The organism is Streptomyces tendae (genome assembly GCF_014650435.1).
GTDB classification, from domain to species: Bacteria; Actinomycetota; Actinomycetes; order Streptomycetales; family Streptomycetaceae; genus Streptomyces; species Streptomyces tendae.
In genome coordinates, this window is sequence record NZ_BMUY01000033.1 from 1 (window position 1) to 16,143 (window position 16,143).

The following is a 16,143-nucleotide window of genomic DNA, read 5'->3' on the forward strand; positions in this document are numbered from 1 at the left end:
CCCGCGAAACAGCGCGCCACCGTCCGCGCCACCGACCCCGGCTTCTACTTCCCCGTCCTCCCGGAGGACGGCGACACGGAGTTCCCCGACCGGGTCCACTTCGCGTGGGAACTCCCCGAAGACCCCCGCCGCGGCCTCAAGCCCCGGCTGCGGCGCATCACCTACGAGCTCGGGCCGATCGGCCCCGCCACCGCCGCCGGCGTGGACGAGGCAGGGCGTGCGGTGCGGGCGGTACGCACCGTGGAGGACGCCGACGGCCAGCTGATCCCGGTCGTCGGCCAGGGCGACGTGGTGGACGCGGGCACGGGCGTGGTGTCCCGCATGTACGCGTGGAACGACGCCCCGTCCACCACCACGTGCTACCTGACCGACGCCACCTGGACCCTCGAAGACCTCAAGGGCCCCGTCGATGTCGACGCGTTGCCCTTGGACAAGGCGACCTTCGCCACCCGCTCCGACGGCGAGGTTCTCGACCACCTCGACCTGCTCATCGACTTCATCCCGGTCGTGCACGTCCCCAACACCGTCCCGCCAGCCGAAGAGCACTGGGGCCAGTCCAGCCTCGCCAAGGTGTTGCAGGTGTTCGACGAGCTCGCCAGCTCCGACACCGATTCCGCGCGCGCCTCTGCGACGACCGGTCTGCCGATGGTCGCCATCTCCGGCGTAGCGGACTCGCGCACGCAGATGGACGTCGGCCCCGGCAGCCTGTTCAAGCTCGGCGACAACGGCAAGCTCACCGCCGTCGACACCAGCCCCGCCCTCCGCGAACTCCGCGAACACGTCAAGGACCTCAAGGACCGGGCCGCGAACAACGCCCGCCTCCCCGCCGTCGCCCTGGGCACCACCGACCCGTCGAAGGCCCCCTCCGGGTACGCCCTCCAACTCTCGTTGGGCCCGCTGGACTCCCTCATCGCGTCCATGCGCCTCGCCCGGGACCACAAGTACGCGCTGCTGCTGAAGTTCGTGCAACGCCTCCACCTCGCCGGGCAGCACCCCGACTGGACGGGCGTCCGCGTGCAGCCCGCGAAGCTGGTGTTCGGCCCGTACACGCCGACCGACAAGCAGGCCGTCCTTGAGCAGGTCACCATCGGCGTGGAGAAGCGGGTCCTGTCGCAGGAGACCGCCATCACCATGCTGATGGAAGCCGGTTTCCCCATCGACGACGCCGCCGAGGAACTCAAGCGGATCGACAACCGGTCCTTCGAAGCCGCCCGCGCCCTCGCCGACGCCCTCGGCAACCCCGAAGAGGTCGCCCGCTTCCTGAACCGTCAGGCGCCCGACGAGCCCGAAACGCCGCCCGTGGTGCTGCCCCCGGCCGGAGACGACGAGGACCCCGAGGACGACCCCGCTGAGGCTCCTGGGGAAGGCGGGGGGAACACCCCATGACGTTCTGTGCTGTCCTTGATCTAGGCGCGGGGCCTGAACGTCCTATGGGAGGACTGTCTGTAATGCGTGCCCCCGCGCAGCACCGCCGCCACGGCCACACCGCCGCCCCCGGCTGGGCCCACCCCTACACCGGCCTGCCCGGTATCGCCGTCTTCTACAACGACGGCGGCAACCCGCCCGCCGACCCGCCCAAGCCCTCCCCGCCGCCCGCGAGCCCGGAGCCGGTCAAGCAGTTCACCCAGGAAGAGCTCGAGCGCATCGCCGCCCGCGAGAAGTCCCAGGGCGAACGCGCAGGCGCCCGCAAGGCCCTCGAGGAACTCGCGCAGGAACTCGGCTTCACCAACCCCGACGACGTGAAGACGTTCGTCGCGACTGCCCGCAAGGCGCAGCAGGATGCCCTCTCCGAGGAGGAGCGCCGCCGCCAGGAGCTCGAGCGCCGCGAGGCGGAGCTGGCCGCCCGTGAGGCTGCCGCCATCGCCCGGGAGCGGGCCGTGAACCGGCGCGCCGTCCTCGCCGGGCTCGGTGCGACGGGCGACGACCTCGAGGACGCCGCCGCTCTCCTCCGCGTGGACGACGACGCCGACGAGACGGCGGTGCGTGAGGCCGCCGAGAAGCTGAAGGAGCGCCGCCCCGAACTGTTCGGCACCCGGCCCGCTGCGCAGACCATCCCGCTGCCCCCGACCGCCGGAGGCGCCCCCGCCGGCGCACCCCCCACCCGCAGTGCGGGTGACAAGACCGGCAACCGCGGCCTTGAGATGGCGCGCCTCCGCGGCCACCTCAAGGACAAGCCCGCCGCCTGACAGACCTCCCACCCCAACGGTGGGCTACGGGACCACGCCCTCTCCTCGTGGACGCACCCCAACCAGGGGTGCAGCAGAAACCGCACGGTTCACAAGGAGAGGCCGTCGTGAACGACTTCCAGCCCATCTCCTACACGGACACCGTCACCGCCGACCGGCCGTGGCTCGCGTCCCTCGTAGGAGTCCAGGACACCAACACCATCACCCTCGACCTGACGAAGTTCACCGCGAACACGCACTACGTCACGTCGGCGAACCCGGCCCTCCAGGGTCGCAACGTCATGAAGTCGGGCATCCCCCTCGGGAAGATCACCGCATCCGGGCTGTACGCCCCCTACAACGGGGCCGCCACCGACGGCACCGAGGACCTCGCTGGGTTCCTGGTCGACTCCATCGCCTTCAACCCCACCTCCACCAAGGCAGCCGGTGCGCTCCTGTGGTTCGGAGAGGTCTTCGCCGACGAGGTGCCCGGCGACTTCGATCCGGCCACCGTCACGTCCACCGCCCCCGGCGTCAACATCCACTACCGGTAGAAGGAGCTGATCACTGATGGAAGCGCTTGAGCTTCTTCTGCGCGACACCGACGCCAACGACCTCACGGTGTTCGCCCGCCAGATCGACACCCCGGCGAACTACCGCCTCACCCGGGAGATCATCCCGGAGACCAGCGTGCAGGGCATCAAGTTCCGCACCACGTCCGCGAAGCGCCGCGTCAACGCGGCCAAGTTCCGCGCTTACGACGCGCCCACCGCGCTCGCCAAGCGGCAGGCGGAGCAGGTCGTCAACGAGGGCATGCTGCCCGCCCTGGGCCAGACCCTCCCGGTCTCCGAGATGGACCAGATCCTCCTCGACGTCCAGCACGGATCCGACACCGAGCGGTACATCGAGCTGCTCTACTCCGACGTCGAACGGCACGTCGAGGCCATCAAGACCACGCAGGAACTCGCCGCCGGCCAGCTCCTCGCCAACGGCGTCGTCACCCTGCCCGGCATCGGCCTGGACGTCAACTGGAACGTGCCCGCGGCGAACATGCCGACCGCCCCGGTCATGTGGGACCAGGCCACCGCCACCCCCCTGTCCGACGAGCGGGCGTGGATCGACCACCTCGTGGACTCCGGAGCCCCCGCCCCCCGCATGGTCGTCACCTCGCGGAAGGCTCGTGCACTGCTGGCGGCGAACGCCGAGTATCGTTCCGCGTACTACGGATCGTCCAGCACCGCCACCACGCCGACCGCAACGCTCGCCCCGAACGAGGTCGACGTCGTACGCGCCCGCTACGGCCTGCCGCCGATCACCACCTACGACGTGCAGGTGTGGAACGACGACCAGTACGTGCGGGTCCTCCCCGAGAACAAGTGGATCCTCATCCCCGAGGTCCCGGCGTCAGAGTGGGCGCAGACCCAGTACGGCCGCACCCGTGAGGCCGCCATGTTCACCTCGGGCACCAACCCGGTCCTCACCCGGCAGGAAGCCCCCGGCATCGTCGTCGTCACGAAGGTCGAGGACGACCCGGTGCAGATCTACACCCGAGGTGCCGCCGTCGGCATGCCGGTGCTGTACGTGCCGGACATCCACGTCTCCGCCACCGTCCTCCCGGCGAGCTGAGGTCGATCATGGCGAAGCTCGTGCAGGCAGTGTTCGTGAGGGACCCGGACCGGCACGCCACGGTGCTGCTGCTCCCCGGTGAGGAGCCGGAGCCGCGCCTGGCCGCCCTGGTCACCAACCCCGAGGCGTGGGAGGGCGGCAAGCTGCCCACCTCCGCGAAGTCCACCGACACCACCACCTCCTCCGACAGCGAGGACGGAAACGGGGACGGGGACAAGCCGGCCGCCAAGCGGACGGCCCGTAAGCCGGCTCGGGGCCGGAGCGCCGCTGACGAGGGCAGCAGCGGCGACTAGCGGCGTGCGGGCCCGCCCCACTGGTGGGGGCGCCAACCGGCGGGCCCGCACCCGCACCCCCTTCCCACACCCACCGCCCCACCCTGGGAGGACACGCCATGGCCCTGACCGCAGCCGTCACCGCATGGCTCAAGGGCGAACTCGGCACCACCGTCGACCTGGCCGACCTCGAGGCCCGCTACACCCGGCTCGGCACGGCCCGCGCTGTCGCCCTGGAAGTCCTCCGCGAACGCCTCGCCGCGCTCCGCGCCCAGCCCTCCAGCGTCAACGTGTCCGGCGTCGTCTCCGTGACCTTCGCTGAGAACATCAAGGCCTACGAACGGCAGATCACGGCCCTCGAGAACGGGGACCCGCCCGCCCCCGACGTCCCCACCGACGACAGTGGCGGCAGGGACGGGATCGGGCTGATCACCCTCCACGCGAGGCCCCGCCGATGACCACGTCTGTCCGGCGACGCGGCCGCACCCTCCGCGCCCGCATCCTCGCCTACATCACTGGCGGCATCGGCCGCCTCACCGCAGCCTGGCGGATCCTCACCACCGCCCAGACCGCCGTCCTGGCCGCCCTCGGCCGGATCCGGCCCGGACGGACCTCCGGCGGCGGACGGCCCCTCCGCGAGGCCATCAGCGCCTTCAACACCGCCCTCGCCTCGTTCAACCGGGCCGCCATGGCGTTCGCCGAATCCTGGTCCGCGCAAGACCTCCCCGTCATCTACCGCGAAGGCGCCTGGACCCTCCTCGACAACGCCGACCGACGCCAGTCCACCTTCGCGTGGACGTCCCGGCACCAGGCCGCCATCACCAGCCTGTCCGCCCAGTACTACGCCGACCTCACCTCCCGCATCACCGAAGCCCTGCGCCGCGCCCGCGCATTCCTCCGCAACGCCCAGGACATGGCCCGCGACCCCAACGCCGCGCGCTTCGACCTCGAGGCCCTGCGCCGCGACCACCCCCTCGACACCGTCGTCTACGCCAACAACGCCCGCCACCCCGTCGACTCGTGGGCGCGCGCCGCGATCACCTGGCAGGCCGTCACCACCGCCAACACCGGCGCCGCCCGAACCGCCCTCGACGAGCTGGACATCCAGTTCCTCGAGGTCCGTGATGGGCGCGGGTGTGGATGGGCAAACCACAACGACGACGACAAGGCCGACCGCACCCTCCGAACCGTGCAGGACGCCCTCGCCCACCCCGTGGCGCACGCCCACTGCGTCCGAGAGTTCCTGCCCCGCCTCGACCTCCGCGGCCGCACCGACATCCGCTCCGGAGCGCCGCTGTGACCGCGGAGATGGCGTACACGGTCCACGACGGGCACGGCACCCCGCCCGCCTGGCGGCAGAAGCTGATCGCAGCCTGGCTGACCGCCAACGACATCGACCCCGATCTGGTGTCCGCCGCCCACCCCGTCACGGTCCTCACGGTCCCGTTCCGCCCCGCCGACAGTCCGGACGGCACGCCGTGGCTGATCCAGGTCATCGTGCTGCACCAGTACTACGTGCGGCCCGACGGCGCGAAAGAGACCGACCTGATCCTCCGCCGCCCCGTCACGTTCCAGCGCACCGTCCCCCTCAAGGTCCCCTTCCCAGCCGACACCCCACCCGGCGACGAAGGAGCCACCCGTGGCCAAGCTCAAGGCCAAGCAGCGCAAGAAGCTCCCCAAGAAGTCGTTCGCCCTGCCAGGAGCGCGCCGCTACCCGATCGACACAAAGGCGAGGGCACGCAACGCCCTGGCCAGGGCAGCGCAGAACGAATCGAAGTCGACGCAGAAGACCATCCGCTCCTGCGTCACGAAGCGGTACCCGAGCCTGAAGAAGACCGGCGGAGGCCGGAGGAAGAAGTAGCCCCGTGACCGATCAGCCCGCGGAGCCGCAGGCACACGCCGTCCACATCGACGCCCAGCCCGGCCACGCCCGCATCGCCATCGACGGCACACCCCTGCCCGCGGGCACCGTCACCGGCTACACCCTCCAGCACGATGTTGCTGGCAGCCTGCCCCTGGTCGTCCTCCACACCCGCCAACCCCACGGCGTCGCCTTCGACGGACTCGCCCGCGTCGCCGTCGGCGTGCCCACCACCCCCGGAGAGGTCGTCGCAGCGTTCCTCGCGGAGGTCGATCCGGTGCTGCTGGACCAGGAGGCCCTGAACCGGGCCGACTACGGCGGCGGGGAAGGTGCCACCGCACGGGCGATGCTGGCCACGCTCACCGAGTGGGCCGCCGGCGGGAAGGCGGGCGTCTGATGGCCGGCCTGGACCTGTCCGCTCTCGTACCGGTCATCGAGCAGATGATCCTCCTGGACACGGTGCGGTTCACCACGCCCGCCGGAAGCCCCGTGTTCAACCCGGACACCGGCCAGTACGAGGCGCCGCCCGGCGACATCATCTACGAGGGCCCTGGGGCTGTGCAGATCGCCGGGACCGTGGGCGGGGTGACGTCGCTGCCCGCACCGAACCTGCCTTGGGTGGACGAGACCCGCTCCAAGTACAAGTCGCTCACGCCGCTTGCTGCTCCGATCGCGGAGCGGGACACGATCGTCACGGTCGTGGCGGTGCATCCCGGTGGGGACTTGTCTCTGCTCGGGCGGCAGTGGCGGGCACAGGACCCGTCGACTGGTGGGACGCTCGGCGTGATCCGCATGACCACGCTTGATCAGATCCAGCAGACCAGGGAGTCGTGATGGATCTGGAGGAGCTGGGACCGCGGCTGGAGCGGGCCGCGGACCGGGTGGGTCCGGAGACGAACCGGACGGTGCAGCAGCAGGCGCGTCTGGTCCGCGCGATGATCCGCTTCAACGCGTCGGGCAGGCCGGGCCCGAACATCATCACGGGGGACTACTTCGACTCGTGGGGGCCGGCCCAGCCGTTCGGTGTGCCCGACGGCGGCGGCGCGGTCCTGGGAACAGACAGGCCGCAGGCCGCCCGTCTGGAGTTCGGTTTCATGAACCGCTACGACGTGCTGGGCCGCTTCTACCGGCAGCCTCCGTTCCCGCACGTCGAACCTGCCGTGAACGAGTTGTCCGACGAATACGCGGACGCGTTCAAGGACGCGTGCGACCGCATCTTCGGGGGTGCCTGATGATCGACCGCCGTCCCGTCACCGCCAGCCTCCAGACGCTCCTCGCCACGCTCACCGGCCGTCCCGTCGGGGTGCGCAGCGTCCCCCTCGACGACTTCGGCCGGCCGCTGCCGCCGCCGTACACGATCCTCGACCCCCTCGACCACACCAGCGACGACGCCACGCTCGCCGACCGACACACCACCGCCGTCTCCAACTACCAGGCAACGTTCGTGTCCGGGCCCAACCCGGCCGACCCCAACTCGCGCGGCGGGGACGAGCAGGCGCAGTGGCTCGCCGACAAGGGCCGGAAGGTCATCGAACGCCCCACGGACGGATCCCCCGGATACCGGCACCCCCTCACCATCCCCGGCATCAACTGCTGGCGGCGGGAGGCCAGCGAGGTGGGGGGAACACCCGATCCAGAAGATGGAATCATCACCAGTGTGATCAGATTTCGGCTCTTCCTCGAGGAGCAGCCGACCGGCTGACCCCATGACGGGTCAGATCACCGCACCGCGGCGGGACCCCACGCGGACGCCACCACCTGGTGGCCGCCACACACGTGTAGCAGGGGCCCCCAGTTTCGGCCCCAAGTCTCGCTAGGGGCCAACAATGGCAAGGTTCAACCGCAAGGGCATCACCCGGATCTACTTCGTCCCGACGATCGCCTCGGCGGAGCTGATCCCCACCGACGCGGAGATCACCGCCGGTACCGACTACACCGGCCAGATCAACGCGATCGACGGGTTCTCCCTGGAGAACACCCCGATCGAAACCCCCGACATGGCGTCCACGTTCGTGTCGAAGATCGGCGGCGACGACTCCGCAGCCGACTCCAGCCTCACCTTCTACGAGGACTCCACGCTCGACGACATCGAGACGGACCTCGCCAAGGGCACGTCCGGGTACATCGTGATCTTCAGCAAGGGCAAGACGCCTGGCGCGAAGGGCATGGACGTCTACCCCGTCACCGTCGTCTCCAACAGCAAGGCGTACACGACGGACAACGAGGCCGCGAAGATCACCGTGCAGTTCACGGTGACCGCCCGCCCCGTGTTCAACCAGGCCGTGCCCACCGCCGGCTGACACCCCCTCTAGCCCCCAGCCGGGCCCCGGCGTGTCTGGGAAGGGCGCAGGTGCCCGGCTGGGCCTTCCCAAAGGACCCTGACCATGAGCAACCCCACCGCGTGGGACGTCATCCAGAAGCAACTGGACAGCATGCCCAAGCCGACGCAGGTGCTGCGGCTGTGCTCGGACCCCGACGTACGGGACCGCTACCAGCAGGCGAAGCAGGCCGCCCAGCGTGCCGAGGACTACCTGAAGTCACTGGGCAAGGACGCCGACAAGGACGCCCTCGCCCTGGTCCGCAAGCAGACAAAGGAAGCCCAGGACGCCCTCAAGGCAGCCCAGGAGGAGTACGACGCCCACACCGTCGTCCTCACCTTCCAGGCCCTCGAACGCGGTCGGCTCGAAGACCTCATCAAGGAACACCCGCCCACCGAAGACGACGAGGAACGGGACAGCAACGCTGAGTTCCACTTCGCCACGTTCGCGCCCGCCCTGATCGCCGCCGCCTCCATGGACGGCATGCCGGAGGAGTACGCCCAGCACGCCATGAAGACGTGGGCACTGGACGACTGGAAGAGCTTGTGGGGCGCCGCGTGGCTGGTGCAGCAGCGTAAGCGGACCGACCTGGGAAAAGGCTGATCGATGACGCCACTTTCCGTGCCGAGATGGAGCTCTGCCACACCTGGGGCATCCCCCACAGCTTCTTCCGCGGGCACGGCACCGGCGCCTGGACCGACCTCGACCGGCGTAAAGCCCTCGCCTACGCCCACTACCTCAAAACCGTATGCCCGACCTGCGGCACCCGCCCCGAGGAATGGGACGAAGCCGCAGGGGGTGACGAGGACGCCTACCGGGCCACCACCCACCGCTGCATCGGCTGCCAGCTCATCGCCGACCGGCAGAAGGAAGTCCCCACCGGCGACGAAGGGCACGGCGTGAAGGTCTCCCTCATCCCCAGCAGCATCCACGCCGCCCTCGCCCTCCACCACCAGCACTAGACGAACAGGAAGGAGCCCACCCGTGGCCGAGTGGAATCTGTCGGTACGGCTGACCGGGCAGGGCTCCGACCTCGCACGCACTCTCCGTGGCCTGTCCCGCGAAGCGAACGCCGCATCCCGCAACGTCCAAGCCCTGCGCCGCGACCTTCAGCAACTGCGCCGGGAAGCCCGCCGGCCCATCCGCATCCGCCTGGACGTAGACGCCGCGCACCTGCGCTCCGACGTCCGCGCCGCCCTCACCACCGCAGGCTCCGGACAAGGCATCGGCGTCCGCCTCGACGTAGACGCCGCGCACCTGCGGGCGGACGTATCCGCCGCGCTCGCCGCCGCCGGATCCGGGCAGCGACTCGGAGTACGGCTCGGTGTCGACGCCAGCCGCCTCCGTGCGGACGTGTCCGCCGCCCTGTCCACCGCTGGGGCCGGGCAGGGCATCCGCGCCCGTCTCGACATCGACGCCGCCCACCTGCGCGCCGATGTGTCCGCAGCCCTCAGCAGCGCCGGCGCCGGGCAGGGCCTCGCCGTGAACCTGCGCCTCGGCAACGCCATGCAGCTGCGCCGCGAGGTAGACGCCGCCGTGCGGTGGGCGGCGTGGGGGCACCGCATAGAAATCCCCATCGGGCTCGCCGACCGGATGAGTCTGCGCCGCGAGGTGTCCGACGCGGTCCGCTGGGCGTCCATGTCCCAGACGATCCGCGTCCGCGTCGAACCCGACACGTCCGCCTTGCGCGGCCTGGGCGGCACCCTCGGCGGCAGCCCTGGCGGCGGAGGCGGCAACGGCCTCGATATCGGGCTGGGAACCCTCATCCCCCTCGCCACCGCCGCCATCCCCCTCATCGCCGGACTGGTCGCCAACGTCGCTCCCCTCGCCGGCGTACTCACTGCCGCCGGCGGTGCCGCAGCCGCGTTCGGTATCGCACTGGCCGGGCAGATCGAACCTCTCAGCGAAGCCGCCGACGCTGAGAAGAAGTACCAGGAAGCCGTCCGCGAGCACGGGCGCGGCTCCACCGAGGCAGCCGAAGCGCAACTGGCCTGGCAGAGGCAGCTGGCCGCCATGCCGCCAGAGACGCAACGCGCCGCAGCCGCCCTGACCAACCTGAAGACCACGTTCGGTGACTGGTCGGACGACATGACCCGCTTCACGATGGAGCCGGTCACCAAGGGCTTCGTCGTCCTTCAGGAACTTCTGCCGCACCTAACGCCCGAGGTGGAGTCGTTCTCGGAACAGATGGACCGGCTGATGAACGTCGCAGCCGGCGGGATGCAAACCCCCGGCTTCGACTCATTCTCCGACAAGGTCGCCAAGCTGACCGACGCCAAGCTTGACGACTTCACCGACAGCGTCATCCACTTCCTTCGGGTGGTCTCCGAAGGGAATGCCGGCGACGGCGCGCTCGGGCAGATCGTCGACTACATGCGGTCCAACGGGCCCGCCGCCCGTGAAGCCGTGGAGGCCATCGGGGACGCTGTCGGTGCTCTCGCCGCCGGGGCGGCGGAGGCAGGGCCGACGATGCTGACCCTGGTCACCGCCCTCGCGAACATTGTCGGAGCCTTGCCCCCGGAAGCGGTCGCTCTCCTCCTCCAGGGGGCAGCGGCCCTGAAGCTGATGCAGCTCGCCGGGCTCGGCGCTGCCGCAGTGTCGGGCGGGGTGACACGCCTGTCCACTGCCATCGCCGCCCTAGGTGCCACTTCCACTGCCGCCGGCGGTGGCCTCGCCGGATTCCGGGCAGCAGTCGCATCCCTGTCCACGGGCGCCAAGTTCGGTCTCGCCGCAGCCGGGATCGGCGCCATCGTCCTCGCCCTGCACGAACTCTCCGACAACAAGCCCGCCGTCCAGGTCGACGAACTCTCCACCAGCCTCAACACGCTGATCTCCACCGGGAAGGTCACCGGCACCCTCTCCAGCAACCTGGACGAGATGTCGTCGTCCATCGCGATGGTGTCCAAGAGCGCCTCCGACAACAAACTCGCCCAGTGGACATCCGATTTCGGCACATGGGTCGGTCTCGCCGAAGGGCCGGGGATCTCCACCGCCCGGGAGAACGTCGACGCCTGGGACAAGTCGATGGCGAACCTGGTCCGCTCCGGGAACTCCAAGCAGGCCGCCGCACAGTACGAGCTGCTGAAACAGTCCTGGCAGGCCGGCGGCGGGGACCTCGACCGGCTGAAGGAAACCACCAACGACTACCAGAACGCCCTCGCCGACGTCGCGTTTGAGCAGGAGATGACTGCCCAGTCCATGGGCGTCTTCGGTCAGGCCGCACTGGATACCAGCGCCCAGCTCGACGCGCAGAAACAGGCAGCCGACGGACTTCGGTCCAGCATCCTCGCCCTGAACGAAGTCAACCGGTCCGCCTACGACGCGCAGATCGACTTCGAGCAGGCCATGGACGACCTGACCGCCTCGTTCAAGGAGAACGGCAACACCCTCGACCTGAACACCGAAGCCGGCCGGAAGAACGGCGAGGCGATGTCCGCCGCGGCTAAGTCTCAGGACGAGATGATCGCCGCCGGGCTCGCGGCGGGCGAGTCGATGGAGACGATGGCGGGGAAGTCCGACAAGCTCCGCGCATCGATGCTGACCCTGGCTACGCAGGCGTTCGACGGGAACCGGCAGAAGGCCCTCGACTACGTCAACACGCTCCTCGGCACCCCCGAGGACATCAAGACCATCATCACGCTGGAGCGGCAGGACGCCATCACCGGCCTCCAGTCCGTGCAGGACGCCATCGCGGAGACGCCGGACTCGCACACCGTCACCGTCGACACCCTGAACGCGACCGCGATTGCGGCGCTCGAGGCGGTCGGGTTGAAGACCCGGCAACTGCCCGACGGGCGTACCGAGGTGTACACGGCGAACGGGCAGTCCCTCGGCTCCATCGCGGCCGTCGACCAAGCCCTTACACGGCTGGACGGCAAGACGGCGCGAACGTACACCACGCACACGACGACGTTCTACGAAAACCACATCGTCAACAACACCACGGGTGAGGCCCGCTCGAGGAAGAAGCTCAAGCCCGGCTCCTACGCTGACGGCGCGCTGGTCGACTACTACGCCGACGGTGGATTCCACGGGATGCGACCGCGGTTCTTCGCGGACGGTGCTGAGCGGCATGTTGCGCAGATCGCGCCGGCGGGGTCGTGGCGGGTGTGGGCCGAACCGGAGACCGGAGGCGAGGCGTACATTCCCCTCACACCGTCCAAGCGGACCCGATCGCGGGCGATCCTCGAGGAGACGGCGCGCCGTCTCGGAGGCGACCCGGCCGGTATCCAGTGGAACGCCGACGGCAGCCTCTCCAACTGGCAGTACGACCCCGTCTCCGGGTCCCTCTACTCCCCGTCCGACGCCGCGTCCATCGGCCACAAGACCCGCAAGGTGAAAACCAAGGGCGGCAAGGTCAAGGAGATCAAGTACTACGACCTGGCCGCGGTCGAGAAGAAGCTCATATCGCTCGGCAAGGCGACCGTCGTATGGAACCGCAACCTTGAGAAAGTCGCAGACCGGGCCGGCGGGGACGTCGCCAAGGCTCTCGCGTCGATGGGTAATGAGGGCGTGGCGCTCGCCGCGAAGATGGCGAAGGGCACCGACAAGTACGTGGCGCAGATGTCGATCGCGCTGCGCCGGATGATGCAGGAAGCCCGTGCCAGCCTCACCGACTTCACGCTCCAGCTGAACCATGCCACCGGCAGCAACGCTGTCTTCCAGAACAACTTGGTCAAGCTCGCGGCGATGGGTTACGGCGATCTCGCCTCGCATCTGGCGTCCAAGGGTGACCAGGCGTCGATGGAGCTTGCAGCCGACGCGGCGAGCAGCCGGTCCAAGGCCGCGCGGGCGAACACGGCGGTGAAGAAGGCCAAGGCTCAGCTCTCCGGCGAGGAGATGGAGACGCTGATCCAGATCATCGCTGCGATCACGTCGAAGACGGTCGGCATCCACCAGGTCGCGGACAAGACCGGTATCGGTGAGGACGTCATCATCGACGTGGCGAACAAGGCCAAGGCGCAGATCAGCAAGAGCTTGGGGTCGAAGGCCGCCAAGTTTCTCGCCGACCTGGGCAAGGCCAACAAACAGCAGGCCTATGCCGACGGCGGGATCCGGGCCGGCCTCTACGCCACGCAGGGCGGCATCATCCGATTCGCGGAGCCCTCCACCCGGGGGGAGGCGTACATCCCCCTCGGCGCGAACAAACGTCGCACGGCAATGCCGGTCCTCGCCGACGTCGCCTCCCGCTTCGGGGTCGGTCTCACCGACGGACAGTCCGGGCGGGTCGTCATCATCCGCGAACAGGGACCCCTCATCGGCGCCTCGCACTTCCACATCGGGGACCGCAAATCCGACCGTGACCTGGCCCGCGCCATCGAAGCGCGTCAGGCCTACCAGCTGCGCCGGATGCGGCGTGGGGGAGTGGGAGCCCGAGGATGACCACACCTGTCCCGCTGGTCGACCACCAGCACGAGCTGGCCGGGGTCCTCATCGGCAAGGACACGCCCGTCGTCATCGCGGCGATCGAAGGGCTGGGGCGGGCGCCGCAGCGCACCGCGGACGTCGAACCCCCGGGGGAGGACGGTCTGTGGCTCGGCCCGGACTATTTCGCCGGGCGGACGATCCGTATCGATGCCGGTATCCGCATCCCCGGTGACGAGGTGGCGGCCCTTGCTGTCCACGACACGCTCCAGCAGGCCGCCGACGACGAAACGGTGCGCTTCGCCGGTGGTGCCACCACCGTTCTGCGGTTGAAGTTCCCTGGCCGTCCGGCCCGCACGGTGCGGGGCCGTATCCGCTCCCTGGAAGCGGACCTCACCACGGCTAAGCACGGCTGGATCCCCCTGGACATCGAGTTCACCGCGCAGGACCACCTGTACTACGACGAGCTCGTCTCCAAGACGCTGCCGCTCGGCTCGCTCACCGAGGGTGGGATGCAGTTCCCGCTCATGTTCCCGTTCACGATCGAGGACACCGCGGGCGCGATCGGCAGGCCCGGCTTCCTGCATGTGGACGGCACCGCCCCCACCTGGCCGGTGCTGCGGGTGCACGGTCCGTGCGCCAACCCGTCCATCACGCACGTCGCCACCGGCCGCAAGCTCACCGTCCAAGGCTCCCTGGCGGCGGGGGAGTGGGTGGACATCGACACCCGGCCCGGATGGCGCAGCGTCCTCCGCGACAACGGCGGCGGCATGGGCCTGTCCGCCCAGTCCCGCATCGACGAGTTCCGGCTGTACCCGGGGATGAACGAGATCCACTGGACGGCCACCGACCCCACTTTGACCAGCACGTTGGCCGTCACCTGGTGGCCGGCTTACAAGGCCCTCTGAAAGGGAGACGACTGATGGCTCTGGCACCGGTCCCGATCGCCACGAAGAACGCAGAACACTCGGCGCAGCAGTTCCGCATGATGATCAAAGACTTGGCGCGTGGGAATCAGGGCGTGACCGAGGGCGACGACATGAAGGTCACCGCCCTGGCCACGCCGGGCGCCGGGGTGCAGATCGCCGACGGGTCAGCGGTCATCGCCGGGAAGGTTTCCGCGGTGCAGGGCTTCTACACCGCGTACAACATCGGCTCCGACACCGTCAGCATCGCGGCGACCGGAGGTGTGGGGCGGTCGGACATGATCGTGCTGCGCGTGGAGGACCCCGAGTACGAGGGCGACCGCGAGCCCGCTGTGGACCCGATCGTGTTCTTCGAGGTCATCCCCAACGTCTCCAGTAGCGCGACGACCGTCCCGGCCGGATATTCGGCGATCCCCCTGGCCCGGATCGACATACCGGCCTCGACGGCGACCATCACCAACGCCATGGTCAAGGATCTGCGGCAGGTCGCCAACCCTCGCCGCGACCGGCGCATCTACACCGCCTACCCGGCCACCTCCAGCAGCCTGACGAAGACCGCCGGCTACAAGGACTGGCCCGCCGATGCTCAGTGGTCGGTGCCGATTCCGGCGTGGGCGGGCAGGGCGAACATCGTCGTGACGATGGCGGGGATCTCCATGAGCACGGGCGCGGTGTGGGTGAACTTCCAGACCGTGATCGGCTCCCGCGCCGGACAAGACTCCGTCCTCGACGACAACCAGACCGGCGTCCGAAGGTCGACGGAGGTCATCGCGGACACCTTCACGATGCCGTCGGCGATGCGCGGCACCACCCAGACCTTGAAGGTCCAGGCCAGCCCCAATCTGCCAATGGACGGGACGATCTCCGTCAACAACGGCACCGCGATCGTCGCCGACGTCGAGTTCGTGGAAGACGTGTACTGACATGGCGCGCTGGCGGTACTTCACCCAGCACGCCCTCACCGGTGAGGTGCTGCACCCCGCCCTGCCCCTGTCCGATGTGGATTTCGGCGGGGAGATGAACGGGCCGGGCGCGTTCTCCGGGACGCTCTCCCCCCGCTTCGTGCAGGCCAATGTCGACAGTCTGCTGCCCGGGCGGGCGTTGGTCTTCGCGGAGGCGGACGGGTTCCTCCGCTGGGGTGGCCTGGTGTGGGACATCACCGCCGAGGACGGCGAATACCGCATCGAAGCCGCCTCCTGGTCGTCGTATCTGACGGCCCGCCACGACACCCACGGGCAGCTGAAGGGCCGCGGTCCTTACGTGTACGCGGATCCGTGCAGAATCATCCGCGACGTGTGGGCCTACGCGCAGGAACAGCCCGACGGGAACCTGGGCGTCATCGTCGACAGCACGGCGTCCACGATGAAGGTCGGCACCCCAGCCGAGCCGTGGAACTCCTTCTGGTACGAGACGCCGAACCTCGGCGACCACCTCGACGACCTCGTCTCCGAGGAGGGCGCGCCGCAGTACACGAACACCTGCCGCTACCTGACGAACGGGAGCGTGGAGAAGCGCCTCAAGCTCGGCTACCCGAGGCTGGGCACCCGCCGGACCGACATCAGCTTCAAGACCGGCGTCAACATCATCGACGCACCGCCGGTGCAGTACGCC

General features: G+C 69.4%; 19 protein-coding genes. All 19 read left to right on the plus strand.

Going from position 1 to position 16,143, the window contains the following annotated elements; genetic code table 11:
- Positions 1-1,386, plus strand: a 1,386-nt coding sequence (locus tag IE258_RS39670) for a hypothetical protein (RefSeq protein ID WP_189750645.1), incomplete at its 5' end; no start/stop codon positions are given.
- A 62-nt stretch (positions 1,387-1,448) separates the two neighbouring features.
- On the plus strand, positions 1,449-2,186 hold the full coding sequence (locus IE258_RS39675) for a hypothetical protein (protein WP_189750646.1): 738 nt from the start codon (positions 1,449-1,451) through the stop codon (positions 2,184-2,186).
- 107 nt (positions 2,187-2,293) lie between these two features.
- Entirely contained in the window at positions 2,294-2,719 is a 426-nt protein-coding gene (locus IE258_RS39680; RefSeq protein WP_229892735.1) for a head decoration protein, read from the plus strand.
- 16 nt (positions 2,720-2,735) lie between these two features.
- Positions 2,736-3,791 (plus strand): major capsid protein, encoded by a 1,056-nt coding sequence (locus tag IE258_RS39685; RefSeq protein ID WP_189750647.1) that lies wholly within the window; start codon positions 2,736-2,738, stop codon positions 3,789-3,791.
- Positions 3,792-3,799: 8 nt separating this feature from the next.
- Positions 3,800-4,084, plus strand: a complete 285-nt coding sequence (locus tag IE258_RS39690; RefSeq protein WP_189750648.1) for a hypothetical protein — start codon at positions 3,800-3,802, stop codon at positions 4,082-4,084.
- Positions 4,085-4,182: 98 nt separating this feature from the next.
- Positions 4,183-4,521 (plus strand): hypothetical protein, encoded by a 339-nt coding sequence (locus IE258_RS39695; protein WP_189750649.1) that lies wholly within the window; start codon positions 4,183-4,185, stop codon positions 4,519-4,521.
- Positions 4,518-5,363, plus strand: coding sequence for a hypothetical protein (locus tag IE258_RS39700; protein ID WP_189750650.1), 846 nt, complete (start codon positions 4,518-4,520; stop codon positions 5,361-5,363). Before IE258_RS39695 ends, IE258_RS39700 begins: the two co-directional genes overlap by 4 nt.
- Entirely contained in the window at positions 5,360-5,932 is a 573-nt protein-coding gene (locus IE258_RS39705) for a hypothetical protein (protein ID WP_189750651.1), read from the plus strand. Before IE258_RS39700 ends, IE258_RS39705 begins: the two co-directional genes overlap by 4 nt.
- A complete protein-coding gene (locus IE258_RS39710; RefSeq protein ID WP_189750652.1) occupies positions 5,929-6,321 on the plus strand; it encodes a hypothetical protein in 393 nt (130 codons plus the stop codon). The genes IE258_RS39705 and IE258_RS39710 overlap by 4 nt, the downstream gene beginning before the upstream one ends.
- Positions 6,321-6,758 (plus strand): DUF6093 family protein, encoded by a 438-nt coding sequence (locus tag IE258_RS39715; protein ID WP_189750653.1) that lies wholly within the window; start codon positions 6,321-6,323, stop codon positions 6,756-6,758. The genes IE258_RS39710 and IE258_RS39715 overlap by 1 nt, the downstream gene beginning before the upstream one ends.
- Entirely contained in the window at positions 6,758-7,156 is a 399-nt protein-coding gene (locus tag IE258_RS39720) for a hypothetical protein (protein ID WP_189750654.1), read from the plus strand. The genes IE258_RS39715 and IE258_RS39720 overlap by 1 nt, the downstream gene beginning before the upstream one ends.
- On the plus strand, positions 7,156-7,626 hold the full coding sequence (locus IE258_RS39725) for a hypothetical protein (RefSeq protein WP_189750655.1): 471 nt from the start codon (positions 7,156-7,158) through the stop codon (positions 7,624-7,626). The genes IE258_RS39720 and IE258_RS39725 overlap by 1 nt, the downstream gene beginning before the upstream one ends.
- A 124-nt stretch (positions 7,627-7,750) precedes the next feature.
- Positions 7,751-8,224, plus strand: coding sequence for a phage tail tube protein (locus IE258_RS39730; protein WP_189750656.1), 474 nt, complete (start codon positions 7,751-7,753; stop codon positions 8,222-8,224).
- A gap of 84 nt (positions 8,225-8,308) precedes the next feature.
- The gene (locus IE258_RS39735) at positions 8,309-8,845 is read left to right on the plus strand and encodes a hypothetical protein (protein ID WP_189750657.1); all 537 of its coding nucleotides are present in this window, start codon (positions 8,309-8,311) and stop codon (positions 8,843-8,845) included.
- A 26-nt stretch (positions 8,846-8,871) separates the two neighbouring features.
- A complete protein-coding gene (locus tag IE258_RS39740) occupies positions 8,872-9,204 on the plus strand; it encodes a hypothetical protein (protein WP_229892737.1) in 333 nt (110 codons plus the stop codon).
- 22 nt (positions 9,205-9,226) lie between these two features.
- Complete coding sequence (locus IE258_RS39745) at positions 9,227-13,624, plus strand: hypothetical protein (protein ID WP_189750658.1); 4,398 nt, start codon at positions 9,227-9,229, stop codon at positions 13,622-13,624.
- Positions 13,621-14,514 carry a phage distal tail protein gene (locus IE258_RS39750; RefSeq protein WP_189750659.1) on the plus strand — a complete coding sequence of 298 codons (894 nt, stop codon included), beginning with the start codon at positions 13,621-13,623 and terminating at the stop codon, positions 14,512-14,514. The genes IE258_RS39745 and IE258_RS39750 overlap by 4 nt, the downstream gene beginning before the upstream one ends.
- Before the next feature lie 14 nt (positions 14,515-14,528).
- Positions 14,529-15,455: a hypothetical protein gene (locus IE258_RS39755; RefSeq protein ID WP_189750660.1), complete on the plus strand. Its 927-nt coding sequence runs from the start codon at positions 14,529-14,531 to the stop codon at positions 15,453-15,455.
- A gap of 1 nt (position 15,456) precedes the next feature.
- The coding region (locus IE258_RS39760) for a hypothetical protein (RefSeq protein ID WP_189750661.1) at positions 15,457-16,143 on the plus strand (687 nt) is incomplete at its 3' end.